This window comes from Ensifer adhaerens, assembly GCF_002007205.1.
GTDB lineage: Bacteria > Pseudomonadota > Alphaproteobacteria > Rhizobiales > Rhizobiaceae > Ensifer > Ensifer adhaerens_D.
Map to the genome: position 1 here is coordinate 679130 of NZ_LAZS01000005.1, position 20388 is coordinate 699517.

Here is a 20388-nt window from a genome sequence, read left to right on the forward strand (position 1 = left end):
AGCGGAGAGACCGATGGAAGACGCACTCATCCTCAAGCATGCGAGCCCAGTGCCGCGCTATACCAGCTACCCGACCGCGCCGCATTTTTCCGAGGCGGTGGGGCAGGGTGACTATCAGAGCTGGCTCGGTACGATCGGCGCCGGTGAGGCGATCTCGCTCTATGCCCATGTGCCCTACTGCGATCGTCTCTGTTGGTTCTGTGCCTGCCATACCAAGCAGACGCTGCGCTATGACCCGGTGGCAACCTATCTTCAGGGCCTGCACCGCGAGATTGCAGAGATCGGCGGGCGGGTGAGCCCCGAAGCCAAGGTAACGGCCCTGCATTTCGGCGGCGGCTCGCCGACGCTCGTCAGGCCCGACGACCTGATCGCGCTGAAACGCGCCTTTACCGATCACTTCACCTTCGCGGCTGATTGCGAGATCAGCGTCGAGATGGATCCGAACGATCTCGACGAAGCGCGCCATGATGCGTTGGCCGAGATCGGTATGACGCGGGCGAGCTTCGGCATCCAGGATTTCGACCCCGTCGTGCAGAAGGCGATCAACCGCATCCAGACCTTCGAGCAGACCCGTGACGCGATCGAGGTGTCACGGGTAAGGGGCGTGCATTCGGTCAATTGCGACGTGCTCTATGGTTTGCCCTATCAAAGCCTCCAGTCGCTTGAGCGCACCATGGAGGCAGTGCTTTCGCTCGACCCCGATCGCGTCGCACTCTTCGGCTACGCCCATGTGCCGTGGATGAAGACGCATCAGAAGATGATCCCGGACGAAAGTCTGCCCGGCATCGTCGAGCGCTTCGCGCAGATGAGCCGCGCGGCCGAAATGCTGGCTGCCGCCGGCTACGAGGCCATCGGTATCGACCATTTCGCCAAGCCCGAAGACAGCCTGGCGCGCGCCAACCGGGAAGGGCGTCTCAGGCGCAATTTCCAGGGTTATACGGACGATGCGGCCGAGACGTTGATCGGGCTTGGGGCCTCGGCGATCGGCCAGTTTCGTCAAGGTTATGTCCAGAACATGCCGGCAACCGGTGAATATCTGCGCCATGTGGAGAATACCGGGCTGGCAGCCGTGCGCGGCTATCGCTTCACACCCGACGACACCTTGAGAGCAAAAGTGATTGCCGACATCATGTGCCGCTTTGCCTTCTCCTTGGACGAGATCGAGCGGGCCTTCCCCGGGCTTGCAGGCGTGGTGATCGAGGAGGCACGGCTCTTTCGGGCGCGCGATGTGGACGGCCTGACCACGATCGAGAACGGCGTCTTTCGCCTGACGGAACGCGGCAGGCCCTTTGCACGCTCGGTCGCGGCGGCATTCGACGCCTATCTCGGCAATGGCCGTGGCCGGCATTCGGTCGCGGTTTGACTTATGCTATGCGGCAACACCGTTTCCAATTTGCAGGCCTTTGCAATCAAGGCCATTGGCTTTTGCGGCGCATTTACCTATAGGATCGCCGAGACTCGACATAAAATATTAGAGGTATGCGCGTGACAGCTACATTCGACAAGGTTGCCGACATCATCGCGGAAACGAGCGAGATCGATCGCGAGACGATCACGCCGGAAAGCCACACGATCGACGATCTCGGCATCGACAGCCTGGACTTCCTCGACATCGTGTTTGCGATCGACAAGGAATTCGGCATCAAGATTCCGCTCGAGCAGTGGACGCAGGAAGTCAACGAAGGCAAGGTTTCGACCGAAGAGTACTTCGTTCTGAAGAACCTCTGCGCCAAGATCGACGAACTGCGGGCTGCCAAGGGCTGATCGGGCTTTCGCCCGAGCCTTGCTACTCGATTTCCAATGCCGCCCGTCGCGCCCCGCGCTTGACAGGCGGCATTGGCGTTTTTACTTGAGCCCGAAACGAACGGCCTAAAAAACCAACAGGGTGAGCCTCAATGCTCCTTGAATACTTCCAGATGATCGATCGTGTCGAAACGGTCGATCTTTCGGCTGGCCGGCTGACGGCGCGGTCCGTGGTTCCGCAGAAGAGCCCGGTGTTCGAAGGCCATTTTCCGGGCTACCCGCTGGTTCCGGGCGTGCTTCTGATCGAGACCATGGCGCAGGCCTCCGGTTTCCTGGTGCTCGCCGCCACCAATTTCGCCGCCATGCCCTTTTTGATGTCGGTCGACGGCGCCAAGATGCGCACCTTCGTCGAGCCCAATGCCGAACTCGAGATCGAGGCGTTCCTCGAGCACGAAGGTTCGGGTTTCGCCGTCACCAAGGCGAAGATCACCTCTGCCGGCAAGAAGGTCTGCGACGCCCAGCTGAAGCTGCGGACGATGCCGTTCGATCAGGTTCCGCTCGGCGATATCGTGCGCAAGCGGGCTGGAGAAGTGGGCCTGATGGCAGCTCTTTCGGCGACAGCCGGTTCGGAGAAGTAAGATGAGCAAATCTTCAAACGACGTTGTCATTACCGGCGTCGGTATCGTCACCAGCCAGGGCGTCGGCGTCGAGCCGCATCTGGCGTTGCTTACCGCTGGCACGTCGCCGGCCGTGCGCGTCGAGACCGAGAAGTTCAGCCCCTATCCGGTGCATCCGCTGCCGGAAATCGACTGGTCGCAGCAGATCGCCAAGCGTGGCGACCAGCGCCAGATGGAAAACTGGCAGCGCCTCGGCGTCTTTGCCGCTGGCCTAGCGCTCGATGACGCCGGTCTCAAGGACAATCTCGAAGCCTGCGGCAGCATGGACATGATCGTCGCTGCCGGCGGCGGCGAGCGCGACATCAATGTCGATTCGCTGATCGTCGACGAGGCGCTGAAGCGGAACGATCGCGAGCAGGTGCTGAACGAGAAGCTGACGACGGAACTGCGCCCGACGCTGTTTCTCGCCCAGCTTTCCAACCTTCTCGCCGGCAACATTTCGATCGTGCACAAGGTTACTGGCTCATCGCGCACCTTCATGGGCGAAGAAGCGGCCGGCATTTCGGCGATCGAAACGGCGTTCTTCCGCATCAAGGCGGGGCAATCGACACACACGCTGGTCGGCGGCGCGTTTTCGGCCGAGCGTCTCGACATCATGCTGATGATCGAGGCGATCCAGGGCCAGGCCATCGGCGAATGGCACCCGATCTGGTCGCGCAGCCGCGAAAACGGCGGCGGCATGATCCCCGGATCGGTCGGCGCCTTCCTGATGCTGGAATCCCGTGAATACGCCGAAGCCCGCGGCGCTCGCATCTACGCGACGATCGACGCGATCGGAAGCGACCGCGGCAGCCGCGCCGACGGCAAGCTCGAAGCCCGCCTCGTCGATCTCGCAAAGCCGGCGGAAAAGCTCGATCCGGCACAGACCGTGGTCTTTTCCGGCACATCAGGTTTTCACGATCTCGTCGCCAGCGAGAAGGCGTTTCTGCAAGCAAAGCTTGCCGGCGCACCGGTGCGCGGCTATGGCGGACTTGTCGGCCACAGCATCGAAGCGCAGTTTCCAGCGGGCCTGGCGCTTGCCGCGCTTACGCTCGGACACGGCGCCAAGGTTCCCGCCTTCGATGCCAGCTTCGAAAAGCCGATGACGGCTGCTGCCCGGTCGGCGGTCGTGACCACGATCGGTCACTCACGCGGCGAAGGCGTCGCGGTCCTTTCGGCCGAGTAAGAGGAACGATTGATGAGCAACGCTTACAAGGATCATCTCGGTCGTCCGATCGTCGCCGTTACCGGCATGGGCGTCATCACGTCGCTCGGCCAGGGCCTGGAAGACAACTGGGCGGCGCTGACCGGTGGCGTCTCCGGCATCCGCAAGATCACCCGCTTTCCGACGGAAGGCCTGAACACGCGCATTTCAGGCATGGTCGATTTCATCGAGGTGCCGGCCGCCAATTCGGTCGAGCGCTCCTATGCCATGGCGCGCGAAACGACGCTCGAAGCGCTGGCGCAGGCGGGCCTTTCCGGTGATTTCAACGGCCCGCTGTTTCTCGCCGCCCCGCCGATCGAGCCGGAATGGAGCGCGCGTTTCGAACTGGCCGACCGGTCGCCGCCGTCGACCCAGCCGGGCGACGCCTACAATCGCTTCCTTGCCGCCATGCGCGAGAAGGCCGATCCTGGGTTCCATGAGGCCGTGCTCTTCGGCGCGATCTCCGAGCGCCTGGCCGATCGCTTCGGCACGCGCGGCCTGCCGGTGACGCTGTCTACCGCCTGTGCGTCAGGTGCCACCGCGATCCAGCTCGGCGTCGAGGCGATCCGCCAGGGTCGTACAGATCGTGCACTGACGGTTGCGACCGACGGTTCGGTCAGCGCCGAGGCGCTGATCCGCTTCGCGCTGCTTTCGGCCCTTTCCACCCAGAACGATCCGCCGGAAAAGGCCTCCAAGCCCTTCACCAAGGACCGCGACGGCTTCGTCATCGCCGAAGGTGCAGCGACCCTGGTGCTGGAATCGCTCGAAGCCGCCGTTGCCCGCGGCGCCCGCGTCTACGGCATCCTGAAGGGTTGCGGCGAAAAGGCCGATCTCTTCCACCGCACGCGTTCCTCGCCGGATGGTGGGCCGGCGATCGCGACAATCCGCGCGGCGCTTGCCGACGCCGGCATTGATGAAACCGGCATCGGCTACATCAACGCCCACGGCACCTCGACGCCGGAGAACGACAAGATGGAATATCTGTCGATGTCGGCGGTCTTCGGCGAGCGCCTGCCGTCGATCCCGGTCTCGTCCAACAAGTCGATGATCGGCCACACGCTGACGGCCGCCGGTGCGGTCGAAGCGGTGTTCTCGATCCAGACGATGCTGACCGGCACGCTGCCGCCGACGATCAACTACCAGAACCCGGATCCGGCGATCGTGCTCGACGTGGTGCCGAACGTGAAGCGCAGCCAGCAGGTGACTGCGGTGCTGTCGAATTCGTTTGGCTTCGGCGGCCAGAACGCCAGCCTGGTGATGACCGCCGAGCCGGCTTGAGCCGGAAGTCAGGCGGAGCGAAATACCCCCCTCTGGCCTGCCGGCCATCTCCCCCACAAGGGGGAGATCGACTCGCGGACAGGCTGGCCGCTCCAATAGGAAGGCTTGCATTCGCAGCTTTGTTGGTGGGCGAGGGGGTGCCACATCCAATCTCCCTCCTTGTGGGGGAGATGCCCGGCAGGGCAGAGGGGGGTAACGCGCCGCTCTCTGTAGAATGGCGACACGCCCACAAGACGTGTATATGCCGCCTGTCGATCTGAACATTTAAAGGAAGAACCATGCGCGCCCTGCAACTGCTCGATGACCGCAAGCTCGAAATCACCGACATTCCGGAACCGGAAGCACCGGGCCCCGGCGAGGTGACGCTGCGCGTCAAGGCGGTCGCGCTCAACCATATCGACGTCTGGGGCTGGCGCGGCATGGCCTTTGCCAAGCGCAAGATGCCGCTCGTGATCGGCGCGGAAGCGGCGGGCGTGGTCGACAGCATTGGCCCCGGCGTTTCGAGCGTGCTTCCGGGCCAGCTCGTCTCGATCTATGGCGCGCGCACCTGCGGCCTCTGCCGTCCGTGCAAGGAAGGTCGCGACAACCTCTGCGAACATGTCGGCGGCGTGCACGGCTTCCACCTCGACGGCTTCGCGCAGGAAAAGATCAACCTGCCGGCGCGCCTGCTCGTTCCGGCGCCTCCGGGCGTCGACGCGGTTGCTGCAGCGCTGGCTCCGGTCACCTTCGGTACCGTCGAGCACATGCTTTTCGACAATGCCAAGCTCGAGCCCGGTGAAACCATCCTCGTCCATGCCGGCGGCTCTGGCATCGGCTCGGCGGCGATCCAGCTTGCCAAGAAGATCGGCTGCACGGTCATTACCACCGTCGGCTCGGACGACAAGATCGAGAAGGCGAAGGCGCTTGGCGCCGATCACGTCATCAACTACCGCACCGACCGCTTCGAGGGCGTGGTGCGCAAGCTTACCAAGAAGAAGGGCGTCGACGTCGTGTTCGAGCACGTCGGCAAGGACACCTGGGCCGGTTCGATGCTCTGCATGAAGCGCGGCGGTCGTCTCGTCACCTGCGGCTCCACCTCGGGTGTTTCCACCGACATGAACCTGATGATGCTCTTCCAGCAGCAGTTGAAGCTGCTCGGCTCCTTCGGCTGCCGCATGGAGAACATGGCGAACGCCATGCAGAAGATGGCCCGCGGCCTGGTGCATCCGGTCATCGACACTGAAATCAGCCTCGATCAGATCGACCGCGCGCTGGAGCGCATGGAATCGCGCCAGATCTTCGGCAAGATCATCCTGAAGATGGATTGATCCGACGTGCGCATGGTGATCACACGGCTGGTGCTGGCGGCGGATCGTTTCCGCCAGTGGCTGATTGCGCAGTTCGTGTTTCTGCTTTTGACGATCCTGAAGATGTTTCCCGCCGACGGCGCGATCAGCTTCATGGATCGCGCGTTACGCTTCATCGGTCCCAAGACCAGCCGGCAGAAGCTGACCCTCACCAATCTGCGCAACGCTTTTCCGGAAAAGAGCGAGGCGGAGATCGAGGAGATCGCGCTCGAAAGCTGGGGCAACATGGGCCGCATGGCGGCCGAATACGTGTTTCTCGACCGTCTCTTCGACTTCGACCCGGAGCGCACGACGCCCGGCCGTATCGAGGTGTCGGGCATTCCCTTGTTCCTCGAGCTTCGCGACAACCCGCGCCCGTTCATCGTCTTTACCGCGCACAGCGGCAATTTCGAGATGCTGCCGGTTGCCGGCTCCGCCTTCGGTCTCGACGTGACGGTGCTGTTCCGCCCGCCCAACAACCCTTATGTGGCCGAAAAGGTGTTCAACTTCCGCGCCGAACGCATGGGCAAGCTCGTGCCGTCGCATGCCGGCTCCTCCTTTGCGCTTGCCCGCCAGCTGGAACGCGGCCAGGGGGTGGGCGTGCTGGTCGACCAGAAGTTCCGCAAGGGGCTGAAGACCAAGTTCTTCGGCCAGGACGTGCAGACCAACCCGCTGCTCGCCAAGCTCGTCCGCCAGTTCAACTGCGAGGTCTATCCGGCCCGCTGCATCCGCTTGCCGGGCGGCCGTTTCCGGCTGGAGATCGAACCGGCGATCGCCATCCCCCGCAAGGCCGACGGCAGCGTCGACGTCACCGCCACGGCGCAGGTGCTGAACGACAAGGTCGAAAGCTGGGTCAGGGAATATCCGGGCCAATGGCTCTGGTATCACGACCGCTGGCACATCAAGCGCTACCTGAAAGACTGATTCTCTTCAGTACTTTCCCTGGGCCTGCTGGCGTTCTGCGCAAGGCCGCCTGACGTTTCCGCAAGCCCGGCAGCACCTGCCGGGCTTTTGCGTTTTTCCCTGCACGGCGGGCATCCGTGCCGGTTCCCCTTTGAAAACGTGCGTAAACGTTAAGTTTTTCTTTCTGCTGTTGAACGCTATCGCAATGAGTGTAAACTTGTACCAGTTGCGTGCGAATGAGACTGCAAGCGCTTTGGATGGCCTGAGCGCTGCGGTTTCAAACGGAACCGGTGGGGGAAACGTCAAGAACCAGATCAGTGTCCTGAGCATCCGCGCCTGAATTGTAAGTGCATCGAAGCGGCTTTGCCGTGGGGAATTGGGGTTTCGAATTGAACGCACTGATTGAGCTGTTCTGGTTCAAATATTCGCAGCTGCAGTATGCCGTACGGACGGCAGACGAGCATTTGATCGGGATTCTGGATCGCGAATTGGATCCGATCCTGAGATCCGTCTACGACGAAAAGGCGGTGAGCGTCGAAGACGCCCGGCTTCAGTTCCAGTTCCTGATCGACATCCTGCGCGTCGAAGCCGACGACATCTCCTGCGTGCTGCGCCATTCGCAACTGCTGCAATCGCTGATCAACCGCTATTTCGCGGCGACGGGCGCGGAGAACCTGTCAGATTTGCAATTGGAGCGCCTGCCGGCGCAGCCGAACAAGGGCAGGGCGGATGAAGGACTGCTCAACGAGGCGATCCTCGACAGCTTCCCGGACCGGCTGGCGGTGATCACGCCCGACTACCGCTACCTCTACACCAATCCGCGCAATGCCGAGCATCTGGAAAGCCGCCCGATGGACCTGATCGGCCGGCATATCGTCGAGTTCATCGGCATCCAGCGGTTCGAGCTTCGGGTGAAATCCTATCTCGACCGGTGTTTCGCCGGCGAGGTGGTGGACTACACCTTCGCCAAGACGGTCGACGCGCGCACGGTCGTCGTGCGCTGCCGGCTGACGCCGTGCATGTCGAGCACCGGCAAGCTCATCGGCGCCATCCTGGTGATCCAGGAGCATGCGGACCGCCGCCGCGCGATTGCGGCCTAGTCGTTCCCAGCTGTCCTGAATTCTGCCTGCTTCGGACTCGACCCGGCGGTGGAGCCAAGCGCGCCAGCCGCTGATGCGGGGCTCGTCGCCCAAGCAGGTCCTGCGCAGGATCGAGCGCCGTGAACACTCTTCAGCACAGGGCCGATTGAAGGAGCCGCAGCGTCGTGGGGATCAGAATAGAAACGCCGCGCCTTATCCTCCGTCCCTGGAGTGAGAAGGACATCGAACACCTCACGCTCGGTTTGAACGATTTCGAGCTCGCAAAATGGCTCGCCTTCGTTCCTCACCCCTATTCGACTTCACATGCCGAGGATTGGGTCAGTCGGTGCCGGGAGATTTCTAACGCGAGCACTCGGCCGGCCGCCTACGAATTTGCGGTCGAGCTCAGATCCGAGCGACTGCTGATCGGCGGGGTCAGCCTCAACAAGATTGACTGGCAAGCCGGGACAGGCGGGGGCGGAATCTGGATAGCCAATCTCTATCAGGGGCGCGGCTATGGACGCGAAGCGTTCGCGGCAAAGATCCGTTTCGCCTTTCGCGATTTGGGCCTGACAATGCTGGTCAACGGTTACTTCAACGGCAACGAAAAATCCTGGGCGATGCAGCGCAAGCTGGGGTATCGGCGCGTCGCTGAAGTCGCCAGCCGCTGCATGGCTGATGGCAGGCAGACGATCGAGCACGTCACGACGTTGCGGCGCAGCGATTGGGACGATCACGACGGGAAGATGCGGAGCGAAGCATGATCTGACGCCCAATGGCGTCGGTTCAATCATCCGACGATCGCGGCACATCGGCAGCCAACTCTCGTCGGGCCGTCACTGCGGACGCGCCTGTTAACCAGCCGGCGCGGTGATGCTGCGAAGACATTCCTGCTCGAAGCCGACGTGCCGCCTGAGGCTCGTGAAGAAGCCGCGCAGCATGTAGCCGGCGGTCTCGGCATTCACCGTCTCGTCGGCAGCGCCCAGCCGCTCCAGCATTTCCGTAAGTTCCTCGGCGAAGCACTCGTCCTCGCAGTGCTCGTATTTCAGCCGCTCCAGCGTGGCGCCAAGCGTCGGATCTCCGCGGTAGGTGCGTTCGATCCAGGGGAAGACCAGGTTTTCCTCACCCGAATGCATCTCGCGGATCAGCGGCTCCAGAACCCTGGCGGCATAGACGCATTTCTGCCGGTCGATTTCCGCCGGCAGGCTGTCGGCGATCTCCTCCAGGCAATTACAAAGCGCCAGTTGCTCCTCATGGGCGCGGGCAAGCCAGGCAAATGGCTCGGCCACCGGCGGCTGCCGGGGGGCTGCATCCAGCCGGCTGCGGATCCGTCCCTCTTCAAAAGTCTTTTTCATCGGCTTCAGACGCCAGCTCCCACGGCGCTCCCTATTGTTTGCCGAGGATGATCCAAACGAGGTGGGTGAGCCTTGATCTGAATCAAGGCCAGACCGCCCCGATTCTGACACTTTCCGGCAAGCTGCGGTGACACCCCTCGTTTCGGGGTGTTGTCGCGTGCGTTCGGACCAAGTTGGGGACCCAACCATGAAATACACATTCGAGATGATCCTGCTCGGGGTCGGTGCTTTCCTGGCGCTTATTGGCGCCGGGTTTGCACAGGACCGGCACTTCGAAGCCCATATGTGGGTGCTGTTCTTCGTGCTTCTTGCCGGCACCGTCATGCTGATGCGCCGCATCGAGTTCAGCCCGGCTTCCGCGGGCAGGGCATCACCGCCGCCACCCCAGTCGGAATACTTCGACGAGGTGGTCAAGTACGGCGTGATCGCCACCGTCTTCTGGGGCGTTGTCGGCTTTCTCGTCGGCGTCGTGGTTGCGCTCCAGCTTGCCTTCCCGGACCTCAACATCGAGCCCTGGTTCAACTTCGGCCGCATGCGGCCGCTGCACACCTCGGCGGTCATCTTCGCCTTCGGCGGTAACGCGCTGATAGCAACGTCCTTCTACATTGTTCAGCGCACCAGCCGTGCCCGCCTCTTCGGAGGCAATCTCGGCTGGTTCGTGTTCTGGGGCTACCAGCTCTTCATCATCATGGCCGCCACCGGCTACCTGCTCGGCATCACCCAGTCGAAGGAATATGCGGAGCCGGAATGGTATGTCGACCTGTGGCTGACGATCGTCTGGGTCGCCTATCTCGCGGTCTTCCTCGGCACGCTGCTCGTGCGCAAGGAGCCGCATATCTATGTGGCCAACTGGTTCTACCTCGCCTTCATCGTCACGATCGCGATGCTGCACATCGTCAACAACCTGGCGGTTCCGGTCTCCTTCCTGGGGTCCAAGAGCTACTCGGCCTTTGCCGGCGTGCAGGACGCGCTGACGCAATGGTGGTACGGGCATAACGCCGTCGGCTTCTTCCTGACGGCCGGCTTCCTAGGCATGATGTATTACTTCATCCCGAAGCAGGCCAACCGCCCTGTCTATTCCTACCGCCTGTCGATCATCCACTTCTGGTCGCTGATCTTCATGTACATCTGGGCAGGCCCGCACCACCTGCACTATACCGCGCTGCCCGACTGGGCGCAGACGCTCGGCATGGTGTTCTCGGTCATGCTCTGGATGCCCTCCTGGGGCGGCATGATCAACGGCCTGATGACGCTTTCGGGCGCCTGGGACAAGATCCGTACCGACCCGATCATCCGCATGATGGTGATGGCCGTCGCCTTCTACGGCATGGCGACCTTCGAAGGTCCGATGATGTCGATCAAGACGGTCAACTCGCTCAGCCACTACACTGACTGGACCATCGGCCACGTGCATTCGGGTGCGCTCGGCTGGAACGGCCTCATCACCTTCGGCGCGATCTACTATCTCGTTCCGAAGCTGTGGAACCGCGAGCGCCTCTACAGCGTGCGCATGGTCAACTGGCACTTCTGGCTCGCCACCCTCGGCATCGTCGTCTACGCGGCGGTCATGTGGGTCGCCGGCATCCAGCAGGGCCTGATGTGGCGCGAATACGACGACCAGGGCTTCCTCGTCTATTCCTTCGCGGAATCGGTCGCGGCCATGGTTCCCTACTACGTGCTGCGTGCCCTTGGCGGCGCACTCTTCCTCGCCGGAGCGCTGCTCATGGCCTTCAACGTAACCATGACCATCCTCGGCCGCGTGCGCGATGAAGCCCCGATCTTCGGTGCGACGCCCGCGCTCAAGGCTGCGGAATAGGAGGGCATAGAGAATGTCCATTCTCGACAAACACGCGACACTCGAACGCAATGCGACACTGCTGCTCGTCGGCTCGCTGCTCGTCGTCTCCGTCGGCGGCATCGTGGAAATCGCGCCGCTGTTCTATCTCGAAAACACCATCGAGAAGGTGGAAGGCATGCGGCCCTATTCGCCGCTGGAGCTTGCCGGCCGCGACATCTACGTGCGTGAAGGCTGCTATGTCTGTCACAGCCAGATGATCCGTCCGTTCCGCGACGAAGTGGAGCGCTACGGTCACTATTCGCTGGCGGCGGAATCCATGTACGACCATCCGTTCCAGTGGGGCTCCAAGCGCACCGGGCCGGATCTCGCCCGCGTCGGCGACCGCTACTCCAACGAGTGGCACGTGCAGCACATGATCGAGCCGCGCTCGGTGGTGCCGGAATCGGTGATGCCGAGCTACGCCTTCCTCAAGGCGACGCCGCTCGACGTGAACAACATCGGCGCGAACCTGAAGGCGAACAAGGCTGTCGGCGTTCCCTATACGGACGAGATGATCGACAACGCGCTTGCCGACATCAAGGCGCAGGCAGACCCGAACGCCGACACATCAGGCGTCGAGGGCCGCTATCCGAAGGCCAAGCTCGGCGATTTCGACGGCGATCCGCAGAAGCTGACGGAGATGGACGCGCTTGTCGCCTATCTGCAGATGCTCGGCACGCTGGTCGACTTCTCCACCTACGACGACACCACCGGTTATCGCTAAGGAGATCAGCACATGGAAACCTACACGGCCATGCGCCAGTTCGCCGATAGCTGGGCGCTTCTTGCGATGACGCTCTTCTTCCTCGGCGTCGTCGCCTTCATCTTCCGGCCCGGCGCCAAGAAGGCGGCCGATGATGCCGCAGCCATCCCCCTGAAGGAGGATTAATAGAATGGCGGACAAACACGTCGACGAAATCAGCGGCGTCGAGACCACCGGCCACGAATGGGACGGTATCCGCGAGCTGAACAACCCGATGCCGCGCTGGTGGGTCTATACCTTCTACGCGACCATCGTCTGGGCGGTCGGCTACATGATCGTCTATCCGGCGGTGCCGCTTCTGACCGACGCGACCAAGGGCGTGCTCGGCTATTCGAGCCGCTCCGAGGTCAGTGCGGAGCTTGCCAGCGCCAAGGCGGCGCAGGCCGGCAACCTCGAGAAGATCGCGTCGAGCTCGCTCGCCGACATCATGGCCGATCCTCAGCTGCAGCACTTTGCCGTTTCGGGCGGCGCCTCGGCCTTCAAGGTCAACTGCGCCCAGTGCCACGGCTCGGGTGCGGCCGGTTCTGCCGGCTTCCCGAACCTCAACGACGACGACTGGCTCTGGGGCGGCAAGCCCGAGGAAATCTACCAGACGATCGCCCACGGCATCCGCTACAACGGCGATGACGACACCCGCGTTTCGGAAATGCCGTCTTTCGCGGAGATCCTGCAGCCGGAAGAGATCAAGCAGACGGCGGCTTACGTCGTCAGCCTCACCGGCACGCCTTCGGATGCCGCTCTCGTGGAGCCGGGCAAGGCAGTGTTCGAGGCCAACTGTGCCTCGTGTCACGGCGCCGATGCCAAGGGCAACCGCGAGTTCGGCGCGCCCAACCTAGCCGATGCGCTGTGGCTGAACGGCTCGAGCGAACAGGCGATCGTCGCCCAGATGAAGGCGCCGAAGCACGGCGTCATGCCCGCCTGGCTGCCGCGCCTCGGCGACACCACCGTCAAGCAGCTCGCCATCTTCGTGCATTCGCTGGGTGGGGGCGAGTAGGGCTCATCGGCATTGCGGTTGAGGCTGCCCCTCCGCGCGGTGAGGGGGCTGCCCCTCATCCGCCTGCCGGCACCTTCTCCCCGCCAAGCGGGGAGAAGGGCGCAGACCGCACCGGCCTCGCCAGATCCAAGACGTTGGCGATGGAGTCGCCTACGACGTTCTTAAGGGGGCCAAGCCACTCAGTCTTTTCAAGCTTGATGCCGGCCGGAAGGGTGCGTCCAGCGTCTCTCTCCCCGCCAGGCGGGGAGAGATGTCCGGCAGGACAGTGAGGGGCAGCTCTATTCCATGCAATCAAGAAGGCCGCGTCGCAGGATGCGGCCTTTGTCGTTGACGGATGGCTGTGCCGCTGGCCGGCGATGGCAAGGGGAGGAGCCGTCAAGGAAGCACCGGCGGACAGGCATTTCTCTCACGATTTCGCAGCCTTGCCGGAGCCAGGCTTCCGTAATGCCACCGCTGCCAGCGTCGCCATGATCGCGATGGCGACGGCGCAAACGGCGGCGGCTGCGTTGAAGCCGGTCATGAAGGCGGCCTGGGCTTGCTCCAGCATTCCCGCCGGCAGCTCGGCCGCGACGGATACGGCGCCGGCGAGGCTGTCCGACAGTCTGTGCCCGGCCTCGCCGGCAGCCTCCGTCTGCCCGGCCATCTCGGCGCGATAGACCGCCGTCGTCAGGCTGCCAAGCGTGGCGATGCCGACGGCAAGGCCGAGTTCCTGCACCACCTCGGAGAGGGCCGAGGCCGATCCGGCCTTTTCGGCGGGCGCTGCACTGACGACGAGATCGGTGCCAAGCGCGGCAATGGTTCCAAGGCCGAGATAGACGAGCGCAAATGCGGCGGTTACCAGCCCGACCCCGTATGGCGTATGGCCGAGCTGGGCGAGCAGGAGGTAGCCGACCACGGAGAGCGCCAGCGCCGCCGCGATCACGGGGCCGGGGCCGAAGCGCCTGGCGATGAGCGGTGCGGTGATGCCGGCCAAAAGCATGGCGAGCGCCGAGGGGCCCATTCTGAGGCCCGCCGACAGCGGAGAAAGCCCGACGACAAGTTGCAGATACTGGGTGACGAGCAGCATCGTGCCGCCGACAGCCGTCAGGCCGATCAGGAGGATCAGCAGCGCGGTGCGGAAAGCGCGGTCGGAAAAGAGGTCGAGGTCGATGAGCGGGCTTCGCAGCCGGCGCTGGCGCCGGATGAAGAGGAGCGTGGCAACCAGACCGACGGCAAGGCCGAGCATGGCGCCGAGCCCGATGCCATCCTTGGCGATCTGCTTGATGCCGTAGACGATGGGCAGCAGCCCCGCCAGCGACAGCGCCACACTGGCCATGTCCAGCCGGTCCGATTGCGGGGCACGGTATTCCGGCAGCAGCAGCGGCGCGACGATCAGCAGCAGCCCGACGATCGGCAGTGCGACGAGGAAGGCAGCACCCCACCAATAGCGTTCGAGCAGGATGCCGCCGACGATCGGCCCCGCGGCCATGCCGAGCGCGAACATGGTGGCCCAGACGCCGATCGCAAGCGCGCGCTGGTGCGGGTTCAGGAACATGTTGCTGATCAGCGCCAGGGTCGGCGGCATCAGCGTTGCGCCGGCAACGCCGAGGGCTGCGCGCGCGACGATCAGCATGGTGGCGCTGGTGGAATAGGCCGAAAGCACCGAGGCGACACCGAAGGCGGCCGCGCCCAGCATCAGGAGCTTGCGGCGACCGATGCGATCGCCGAGCGTTCCCATGGTGATCAGAAAGCCGGCGATCATGAAGCCGTAGGCATCGACGATCCAGAGCGCCTGGGTGCTGGTGGGCTTCAGATCCGCCGCGAGCGCCGGCAAAGCGAGATGCAGCAGCGTCAGGTCGAGCCCGAGCAGGATGGTGGGGAGCGCGAGCAGGGCGAGCCCGGCCCATTCTCGCAGGCCCGCGCGCGTTTCACCGGGATCGGCATGGTCGGTGAGGTGGGATGGTCGGTCGCTGAGAATTGTCAAAAGTGGCCTCCGTCTTCGCTTGGGCTGGTTGCGGAGACCACATCTTCAGGGCATAATCATCCTGTTACAATTTAAGTAGTTATCCTATTACTCAGAGCAATAGCGTGAACGAACGAAGTCTTGAGCGAAGCAAGAACGAGCTGTCGGAGTTTTTGACGAGACACAGGGCGAAGCTGACGCCGGCCGATGCCGGCCTTGCCTTCACCGGGCGGCGGCGCACCCCGGGCCTCAGGCGGGAGGAGGTGGCAGCGCTCGCCGGTGTCGGGCTCACCTGGTACACGTGGTTCGAGCAGGGGCGCGACATCAAAGTGTCGGAGGCGTTCCTGCTGAATGTGGCGCGGGCGCTGCGGCTCGACGACGCCGAATGCAGCCATCTGTTCCTGCTTGCCCACAAGCGGCCGCCGCCGCCGGAGGCGCATCATCGCGTCTCGGTCTCGCCGCTGATCCAGCAGCTGCTGCATGAACTGACCACACGGCCGGCCTATGTGATCAACCTGCGCTGGGATGTCGTTGCCTGGAACGCTGCGGCAGACGCTCTGTTCGGCTTTAGCGCCCGGCAGCCGGAGCTTGGCAACATCCTGCAGATGGTGTTTGCCGATCCCGAGATGCGACGGCGCATGCCCGCGTGGCGCGAGGACGCGCCGAAGCTGCTTGCCCAGTTCCGCTACGATTTTGCCGTGGCCCCGGATGATCCGTCGATGCTGGCCCTGGTTGAAAGCCTGAAGGACCTGTCGGCCGATTTCAGGCGCTGGTGGGCAGCCCCTGGCGGTGACGAGGCCCGGCGCGGGATCGGTTCCCTGATCGATGCCGCGGCCAAGCGCCTGAGTTTCCGTCATGAGACGCTGGTGGTGGACGAGCACCGGCATTTGCGCATGGTGGTCTACTTCGCTGAGCTGACCCCCATCTGAAGGCACCGCCGAAGCGGCGGGCAAAGCACGGTCCTCTTGCACTTCGTTTATTCGAGAGCCGCCGCGATCGTTGCGCCGACCACGACGCTTGAGAGCGCGGTGCCGAGAAGCAGCGGCGTGTTGACCGGCCTCCGCACCACGGTGCCGAAGTTGAAGAGGTTCATCGGCAGGAGATGAAAGCCGCCGCCTTCGGGTTTACTGCGCGGCGCTTCCATGAAGCATTCGTCGTCGAACCAGACCCAGTCGTCGCGCCAGGTCCAGCAGCCGTGCTGGCGATAGATGTTGGCGACTTGCTCGGCAAAGCCCTTGTCCGCGGGCAGGCGGACGTAATCCTGCGGCTTGCGGCTGAAATATTGCATGGCGAGCGGCATCGAGCGCTCGGTGCAATAGTTGGACATCCAGAGCTTGAAGCCGATCTCGTCGCGCAGCCGGTCGAGCACGCGGAAGACCTGCACGTGGTCCTCATGGCCGTATTCGCCCCAGGGATTGTGGGTGAAGACGTTCATGTCCGGTTTGAGCCGCGGCAGCAGCGCGCGATAGAGCGTCTCGTAATTGTCGCGGTAAGCCTGGGCAATCGGCCGGGTCGAGTGGCGGAAGCTGCCGGGCATGATCTGCGACAGCGATTTCTTGACGATGCGCTTGGCCTCGCGGCGCGTGCCTTCGGTGCCGAACTCCATGCCGAAGGGGCCGGTCTTCGGGTTCGTCCAGTCGGCGCAATCGAAGGAGCCGGTTTCCTCCATTTCAAGGAAGCGCACATTGCCGCGCGGATAGGCGTTGATTGCAGCGGCGCGCGCGTCGCCCATCTGCGGTTCCGACCAGATGTCGCGGTAAAGGATGATCACCTCATCGACTTCTCGGAGGATCGAGGTGAACCACAGCAGTTCGTCATCGGGATGGGCGCCGATGATGACGGAGTTCTTCAGGAAATCGTGCGTGCCGGCCATGCTTTCGCGCCCTTCTTGTTTCGCGCGCAATTCTGACGTGTAGAGATTAACCCGGCGTAAAGCGGGAGGGCGTGTCCACAGGGAAGCGGTGCGGTTGTAGGGCCACCACCCTCCAGGCCTGACCCTCCCGGCAATTTACTGCGCCGACCACACCGCCAGTTCGTAGCCATCCGGATCGGAGAAATGGAAGCGGCGGCCGCCGGGGAAGGTGAAGATCGGTTTGACGATCTTGCCGCCGGCCTTTTCGACGCGGGCGAGCATATCCTCGAGCTTGTCGGCATAGAGGATGATCAGCGGTCCGCCGCTGCCGACGGGGCCGGTGGTGGTAAAGCCGCCGGTCAGCCGGCCGTCCTGGAATTCGCAATATTCCGGGCCGTAGTCGGTAAAGGTCCAGCCGAAGGCGCTGCCGTAGAAGGCCTTGGTGACGGCGATGTCGGAGACGTTGAATTCGACATAGTCGATGCGGCTGTCGTTGCCCTTGTTACCCATTTTTCTACCTGTCTTCTCCGGATTCCATGATCGATTTCAAGGTGGCGAGATCCTTCGTCACCCAACCGGCGTCGCCGGCAAATTGTTCCGCACTCATGCCTGGCTGGCGCAGCAGCGTGAACATCACCTCCGCACCGTCGCCGTTCGGCACGACCCGCAACGCATTGTGGACTTCGGTGCCGTCTTCGAGCGTGACGAGGTGATCGGCGACGCCGAAGTCGTTGACGGGCGCGAAACGCACGCGGGCGTTGCCGAGTGGTCCCGGGGCCAGCCAGTGATCGCCCTCGCGCGTCAGGCCGGACGAGAGGCCGGAGGCCCAGCGCGGCATGTTTTCGGGGCTTGCCATGAAGGCATAGACCTCGCGCCAGTCGCGGTCGATGGTGATGTGAACGATCTTTGCCTCAAGTGTTGCCATGCTTTGTTCTCCTGCATGACGGAGTAGCACGGGTCGCCCGACCGGTCTTGAACGAAACGGCCAGTCAGGCCGCCTTCCGGTTGCCACTGAGCTGGCGGCGGATTTCGGCTGGGGAGAGCGAGGTCAGCTGCCTGGCCTCGCGCGACAGATGCGCCTGGTCGGCATAGTCGGCATCGAGCGCGAGCTGACCGAGCGCGGCGGAGGGCTCCTTTCGGCATGCTCCAAGGAAACGCTGCAGGCGCAGGATGCGATCGAGCGTCTTGGCGCCATAGCCGAAATGCTCGTGGCAGCGGCGCCTTAGCGTTCGTTCGCTTGTGCCGGTGGCTGCCGCCAATGCGCGGATGGGGTTGTCGGTCGATTGATGGCCGTGCCGCAGATGGGCGAGGGTGGCGACGATATCGCCTGATGGCGGAGAAGCGGCCGGCAGGCACCGCAGCACCGCCTCCGCCAGCACGTCCGCGCGGCGGTCCGCATCGGCTCCGTCCTGCATCCTCGTTTCGAGTTCGCGCGCGGCAGGCCCCCAGAAGGCGTCGAGCGGGACAACCTCGCCCACGATCTCAGAAAGCGATGTTCGCAGGAACGACGCGGCGACACCCGGGCGGAAGCGCAGGCCGATGATGTCAGTGCCGGGAGCGATGACGGGGAAGGCGGCGACCCGGTCGGGCCCGGCAACGACGAGGCCGTGCGTCGACCAGAGGATGTCGACGCAGCCGTCGGGCACGACCGCGATGGGTGCGGTCGGCCCCTTCGGCAATTGGTGGCGCCAGAGGCATTCGACGTGGCGGCCAAGAACCTGGGGTGCGGCACGCTCGCGATAGATGCCGCGCTGCTTGGCCAGTATCGGCTTTGCCAATCTCGGCCTTGCCAATGTCGGTTCTGCCAATGCCGGCTCTGTCGGTCTCAGCGGCCCGCGGGAGCCGTCCATGCCTTGTCCTCCACGCTTCGGTCCGTGCCGATCGCCTCTTCGCGTCTCCAGATCTCGCCGTCGATCTGGCCCTGCAGTTCGGGATAGTCGGCCGCATGGAACACGGGGTCGACACCCTGCCGGCGCTGGGCGAAATAGTCTTTCGTCAGTTTGGCAATGGTACCGGAGAGGAGCACGATGGCAATGAGGTTGATCGTCGCCATCAGGCCCATGGAAGCATCGGCCGCGTCGAACACGGTGGTGATGCTTTCGGACGCGCCCCAGACGACCATGACGAGCACGGCTGAGCGCATGACCAGAACGCCGAGGCGATTGGCGCCGCCGAGATAGGTCAGTGCGTTCTCCGCATAGGAATAGTTGCCGATGATCGAGGTGAAGGCGAAGAAGAAGATCGCGATCGCGATGAAGTAGCTGCCGGCCCAGCCGATATGCACGTTCATGGCCGCTTGCGTCAGCTGCGTGCCGGTCACGCCGGAGCCCGGCTCCAGGGTGCCCGACAGCAGGATCATGACCGAGGTCGCGGTGCAGATCAGGATGGTGTCGATGAAGACGCCAAGCGACTGCACGAAGCCTTGCGACGCCGGATGGTGCGGCACCGGCGTTGCGACGGCCGCGATGTTCGGGGCCGAACCCATGCCGGCTTCGTTGGAAAAGAGGCCGCGCTTGACGCCGTTCATCATCGCGGCCGTGACGCCGCCGGCGACACCGCCTGCCGCTTCCTGCAGGCCAAAGGCGCTGGAGATGATCGTCCACAGCACGCTCGGCACGATCGACGCGTTGACGACGAGCACGTAGATCGCGGTCAGGAGATAGGCGATCGCCATAAAGGGCACGACGATTTCGGCGACGCGGGCGATCTGGCGGATGCCGCCGAAGATGACGATGCCGGAGATGGTCGCAACCGCGATACCGACGGCGATCTTGGGCACACCGAACGCACCCTGGACGGCGTCCGCGATGGAATTGGCCTGCACGGCGTTGAAGACGAGGCCGAAGGAGAGGATCAGGCAGACGGAGAAGATCGTCGCCGCCCAGGGCGCGTTGAGACCGCGGGCGATGTAGAACGCGGGACCGCCGCGATATTGACCGTTTTCGTTGCGCACCTTGTAGAGCTGCGCCAGCGCGCTTTCCGCATAAGCCGTCGCCATGCCGACGAGCGCCACCATCCACATCCAGAAGGTGGCACCGGGACCACCGAGATAGAGCGCAACGGCAACGCCGGCGAGGTTGCCGGTGCCGACGCGCGAGGCGAGGCTGACGGTCAGCGCCTGGAACGGGCTGATACCGGCCGCATCCTTCGAGCCGCCGCTGCTCAAGACCCGGAACATCTCGCCGAAATGCACGATCTGCGGAAAGCCGAGGCGCAGGGTGAAGTAGATGCCGACGGCGAGCAGGCCGTAGATCAGCACGTAGCCCCAAAAGATCGTGTTCAGAAAGCCGATGATCGTGTCCATGCGGTTCCTCATTGGTATTGCAAGGTGTGGTGATGTGGCGAACCGCGGTGCGGATCGGATGGGAAAGGCCGTTTACTACTTTTGAGCCTGGTGTCTCTTTCGAGCGCCTGGACCTTTCGCCGCATGCTGGCGCTTTAGCCCGCAAACTTGACA

21 protein-coding genes are annotated in these 20388 nt (G+C 63.6%); 14 read left to right on the forward strand and 7 right to left on the reverse strand.

Features of this window, described 5'->3' with window-relative positions:
- The first annotated feature begins 13 nt into the window (after nt 1–13).
- The 9 genes from hemN to XB14_RS07175 all read left to right on the forward strand — a co-directional run bounded on the left by hemN (nt 14) and on the right by XB14_RS07175 (nt 8952).
- The gene (gene hemN / locus XB14_RS07135) at nt 14–1363 is read left to right on the forward strand and encodes an oxygen-independent coproporphyrinogen III oxidase (protein WP_077960941.1); all 1350 of its coding nucleotides are present in this window, start codon (nt 14–16) and stop codon (nt 1361–1363) included.
- 116 nt (nt 1364–1479) lie between these two features.
- Entirely contained in the window at nt 1480–1764 is a 285-nt protein-coding gene (locus XB14_RS07140) for an acyl carrier protein (protein WP_089044188.1), read from the forward strand.
- 131 nt (nt 1765–1895) lie between these two features.
- A complete protein-coding gene (locus XB14_RS07145) occupies nt 1896–2381 on the forward strand; it encodes a 3-hydroxyacyl-ACP dehydratase FabZ family protein (protein ID WP_077960942.1) in 486 nt (161 codons plus the stop codon).
- A 1-nt stretch (nt 2382) separates the two neighbouring features.
- Nucleotides 2383–3585: a beta-ketoacyl-ACP synthase gene (locus tag XB14_RS07150; protein WP_077960943.1), complete on the forward strand. Its 1203-nt coding sequence runs from the start codon at nt 2383–2385 to the stop codon at nt 3583–3585.
- Between the two features lie 12 nt (nt 3586–3597).
- Complete coding sequence (locus XB14_RS07155; protein WP_077960944.1) at nt 3598–4881, forward strand: beta-ketoacyl-ACP synthase; 1284 nt, start codon at nt 3598–3600, stop codon at nt 4879–4881.
- 278 nt (nt 4882–5159) lie between these two features.
- On the forward strand, nt 5160–6188 hold the full coding sequence (locus tag XB14_RS07160; protein ID WP_077960945.1) for a zinc-binding dehydrogenase: 1029 nt from the start codon (nt 5160–5162) through the stop codon (nt 6186–6188).
- Nucleotides 6189–6200: 12 nt separating this feature from the next.
- Nucleotides 6201–7130: a lipid A biosynthesis lauroyl acyltransferase gene (locus tag XB14_RS07165; protein WP_077960946.1), complete on the forward strand. Its 930-nt coding sequence runs from the start codon at nt 6201–6203 to the stop codon at nt 7128–7130.
- 368 nt (nt 7131–7498) lie between these two features.
- Nucleotides 7499–8209, forward strand: a complete 711-nt coding sequence (locus tag XB14_RS07170; protein ID WP_077961914.1) for a PAS domain-containing protein — start codon at nt 7499–7501, stop codon at nt 8207–8209.
- A 164-nt stretch (nt 8210–8373) separates the two neighbouring features.
- Nucleotides 8374–8952: a GNAT family N-acetyltransferase gene (locus XB14_RS07175; RefSeq protein ID WP_077960947.1), complete on the forward strand. Its 579-nt coding sequence runs from the start codon at nt 8374–8376 to the stop codon at nt 8950–8952.
- A 90-nt stretch (nt 8953–9042) separates the two neighbouring features.
- On the opposite strand, the gene XB14_RS07180 is transcribed toward XB14_RS07175, so the two are convergent.
- Nucleotides 9043–9543, reverse strand: coding sequence for a hemerythrin domain-containing protein (locus XB14_RS07180; RefSeq protein ID WP_077960948.1), 501 nt, complete (start codon nt 9541–9543; stop codon nt 9043–9045).
- A gap of 187 nt (nt 9544–9730) precedes the next feature.
- Between XB14_RS07180 and ccoN the strand changes: the two genes are divergently transcribed.
- From ccoN to ccoP, 4 genes are read left to right on the forward strand one after another with little or no spacing between them, the layout of a single operon-like run.
- Nucleotides 9731–11359: a cytochrome-c oxidase, cbb3-type subunit I gene (gene ccoN / locus XB14_RS07185; RefSeq protein ID WP_077960949.1), complete on the forward strand. Its 1629-nt coding sequence runs from the start codon at nt 9731–9733 to the stop codon at nt 11357–11359.
- Between the two features lie 13 nt (nt 11360–11372).
- Complete coding sequence (gene ccoO, locus XB14_RS07190; protein WP_077960950.1) at nt 11373–12104, forward strand: cytochrome-c oxidase, cbb3-type subunit II; 732 nt, start codon at nt 11373–11375, stop codon at nt 12102–12104.
- Between the two features lie 12 nt (nt 12105–12116).
- Nucleotides 12117–12269, forward strand: coding sequence for a CcoQ/FixQ family Cbb3-type cytochrome c oxidase assembly chaperone (locus tag XB14_RS07195; protein ID WP_034788377.1), 153 nt, complete (start codon nt 12117–12119; stop codon nt 12267–12269).
- A gap of 4 nt (nt 12270–12273) precedes the next feature.
- On the forward strand, nt 12274–13137 hold the full coding sequence (gene ccoP, locus XB14_RS07200; protein WP_077960951.1) for a cytochrome-c oxidase, cbb3-type subunit III: 864 nt from the start codon (nt 12274–12276) through the stop codon (nt 13135–13137).
- Between the two features lie 406 nt (nt 13138–13543).
- Here the strand turns inward: ccoP and XB14_RS07205 are convergent, their stop codons facing one another.
- A complete protein-coding gene (locus tag XB14_RS07205) occupies nt 13544–15100 on the reverse strand; it encodes an MFS transporter (RefSeq protein WP_077960952.1) in 1557 nt (518 codons plus the stop codon).
- A 104-nt stretch (nt 15101–15204) separates the two neighbouring features.
- Here XB14_RS07205 and XB14_RS07210 point away from each other — a divergent pair, with 104 nt between their 5' ends.
- Nucleotides 15205–16008: a helix-turn-helix transcriptional regulator gene (locus XB14_RS07210; protein WP_077960953.1), complete on the forward strand. Its 804-nt coding sequence runs from the start codon at nt 15205–15207 to the stop codon at nt 16006–16008.
- A gap of 47 nt (nt 16009–16055) precedes the next feature.
- Here XB14_RS07210 and XB14_RS07215 read toward each other — a convergent pair whose 3' ends face one another.
- The 5 genes from XB14_RS07215 to XB14_RS07235 form a co-directional block, all read right to left on the reverse strand.
- Nucleotides 16056–16952 carry a hypothetical protein gene (locus XB14_RS07215; protein WP_077960954.1) on the reverse strand — a complete coding sequence of 299 codons (897 nt, stop codon included), beginning with the start codon at nt 16950–16952 and terminating at the stop codon, nt 16056–16058.
- A 135-nt stretch (nt 16953–17087) separates the two neighbouring features.
- The gene (locus XB14_RS07220; protein WP_077960955.1) at nt 17088–17441 is read right to left on the reverse strand and encodes a VOC family protein; all 354 of its coding nucleotides are present in this window, start codon (nt 17439–17441) and stop codon (nt 17088–17090) included.
- Between the two features lie 4 nt (nt 17442–17445).
- Nucleotides 17446–17856, reverse strand: a complete 411-nt coding sequence (locus XB14_RS07225; protein ID WP_077960956.1) for a polyketide cyclase — start codon at nt 17854–17856, stop codon at nt 17446–17448.
- A 64-nt stretch (nt 17857–17920) separates the two neighbouring features.
- Complete coding sequence (locus tag XB14_RS07230; RefSeq protein ID WP_077960957.1) at nt 17921–18781, reverse strand: helix-turn-helix domain-containing protein; 861 nt, start codon at nt 18779–18781, stop codon at nt 17921–17923.
- Complete coding sequence (locus tag XB14_RS07235) at nt 18757–20235, reverse strand: alanine/glycine:cation symporter family protein (protein WP_077960958.1); 1479 nt, start codon at nt 20233–20235, stop codon at nt 18757–18759. The genes XB14_RS07230 and XB14_RS07235 overlap by 25 nt, the downstream gene beginning before the upstream one ends.
- Between the last annotated feature and the right edge of the window lie 153 nt (nt 20236–20388).

Excerpts from the sequence above, each read along its gene's own strand:
- hemN (WP_077960941.1), top strand. The coding sequence starts at position 14 with ATGGAAGACGCACTCATCCTCAAGCATGCGAGCCCAGTGCCGCGCTAT.
- XB14_RS07140 (WP_089044188.1), top strand. The coding sequence starts at position 1,480 with ATGCGCGTGACAGCTACATTCGACAAGGTTGCCGACATCATCGCGGAA.
- XB14_RS07145 (WP_077960942.1), top strand. The coding sequence starts at position 1,896 with ATGCTCCTTGAATACTTCCAGATGATCGATCGTGTCGAAACGGTCGAT.
- XB14_RS07150 (WP_077960943.1), top strand. The coding sequence starts at position 2,383 with ATGAGCAAATCTTCAAACGACGTTGTCATTACCGGCGTCGGTATCGTC.
- XB14_RS07155 (WP_077960944.1), top strand. The coding sequence starts at position 3,598 with ATGAGCAACGCTTACAAGGATCATCTCGGTCGTCCGATCGTCGCCGTT.
- XB14_RS07160 (WP_077960945.1), top strand. The coding sequence starts at position 5,160 with ATGCGCGCCCTGCAACTGCTCGATGACCGCAAGCTCGAAATCACCGAC.
- XB14_RS07165 (WP_077960946.1), top strand. The coding sequence starts at position 6,201 with ATGGTGATCACACGGCTGGTGCTGGCGGCGGATCGTTTCCGCCAGTGG.
- XB14_RS07180 (WP_077960948.1), bottom strand. The coding sequence starts at position 9,543 with ATGAAAAAGACTTTTGAAGAGGGACGGATCCGCAGCCGGCTGGATGCA.
- ccoN (WP_077960949.1), top strand. The coding sequence starts at position 9,731 with ATGAAATACACATTCGAGATGATCCTGCTCGGGGTCGGTGCTTTCCTG.
- ccoO (WP_077960950.1), top strand. The coding sequence starts at position 11,373 with ATGTCCATTCTCGACAAACACGCGACACTCGAACGCAATGCGACACTG.
- XB14_RS07195 (WP_034788377.1), top strand. The coding sequence starts at position 12,117 with ATGGAAACCTACACGGCCATGCGCCAGTTCGCCGATAGCTGGGCGCTT.
- ccoP (WP_077960951.1), top strand. The coding sequence starts at position 12,274 with ATGGCGGACAAACACGTCGACGAAATCAGCGGCGTCGAGACCACCGGC.
- XB14_RS07215 (WP_077960954.1), bottom strand. The coding sequence starts at position 16,952 with ATGGCCGGCACGCACGATTTCCTGAAGAACTCCGTCATCATCGGCGCC.
- XB14_RS07220 (WP_077960955.1), bottom strand. The coding sequence starts at position 17,441 with ATGGGTAACAAGGGCAACGACAGCCGCATCGACTATGTCGAATTCAAC.
- XB14_RS07225 (WP_077960956.1), bottom strand. The coding sequence starts at position 17,856 with ATGGCAACACTTGAGGCAAAGATCGTTCACATCACCATCGACCGCGAC.
- XB14_RS07230 (WP_077960957.1), bottom strand. The coding sequence starts at position 18,781 with ATGGACGGCTCCCGCGGGCCGCTGAGACCGACAGAGCCGGCATTGGCA.
- XB14_RS07235 (WP_077960958.1), bottom strand. The coding sequence starts at position 20,235 with ATGGACACGATCATCGGCTTTCTGAACACGATCTTTTGGGGCTACGTG.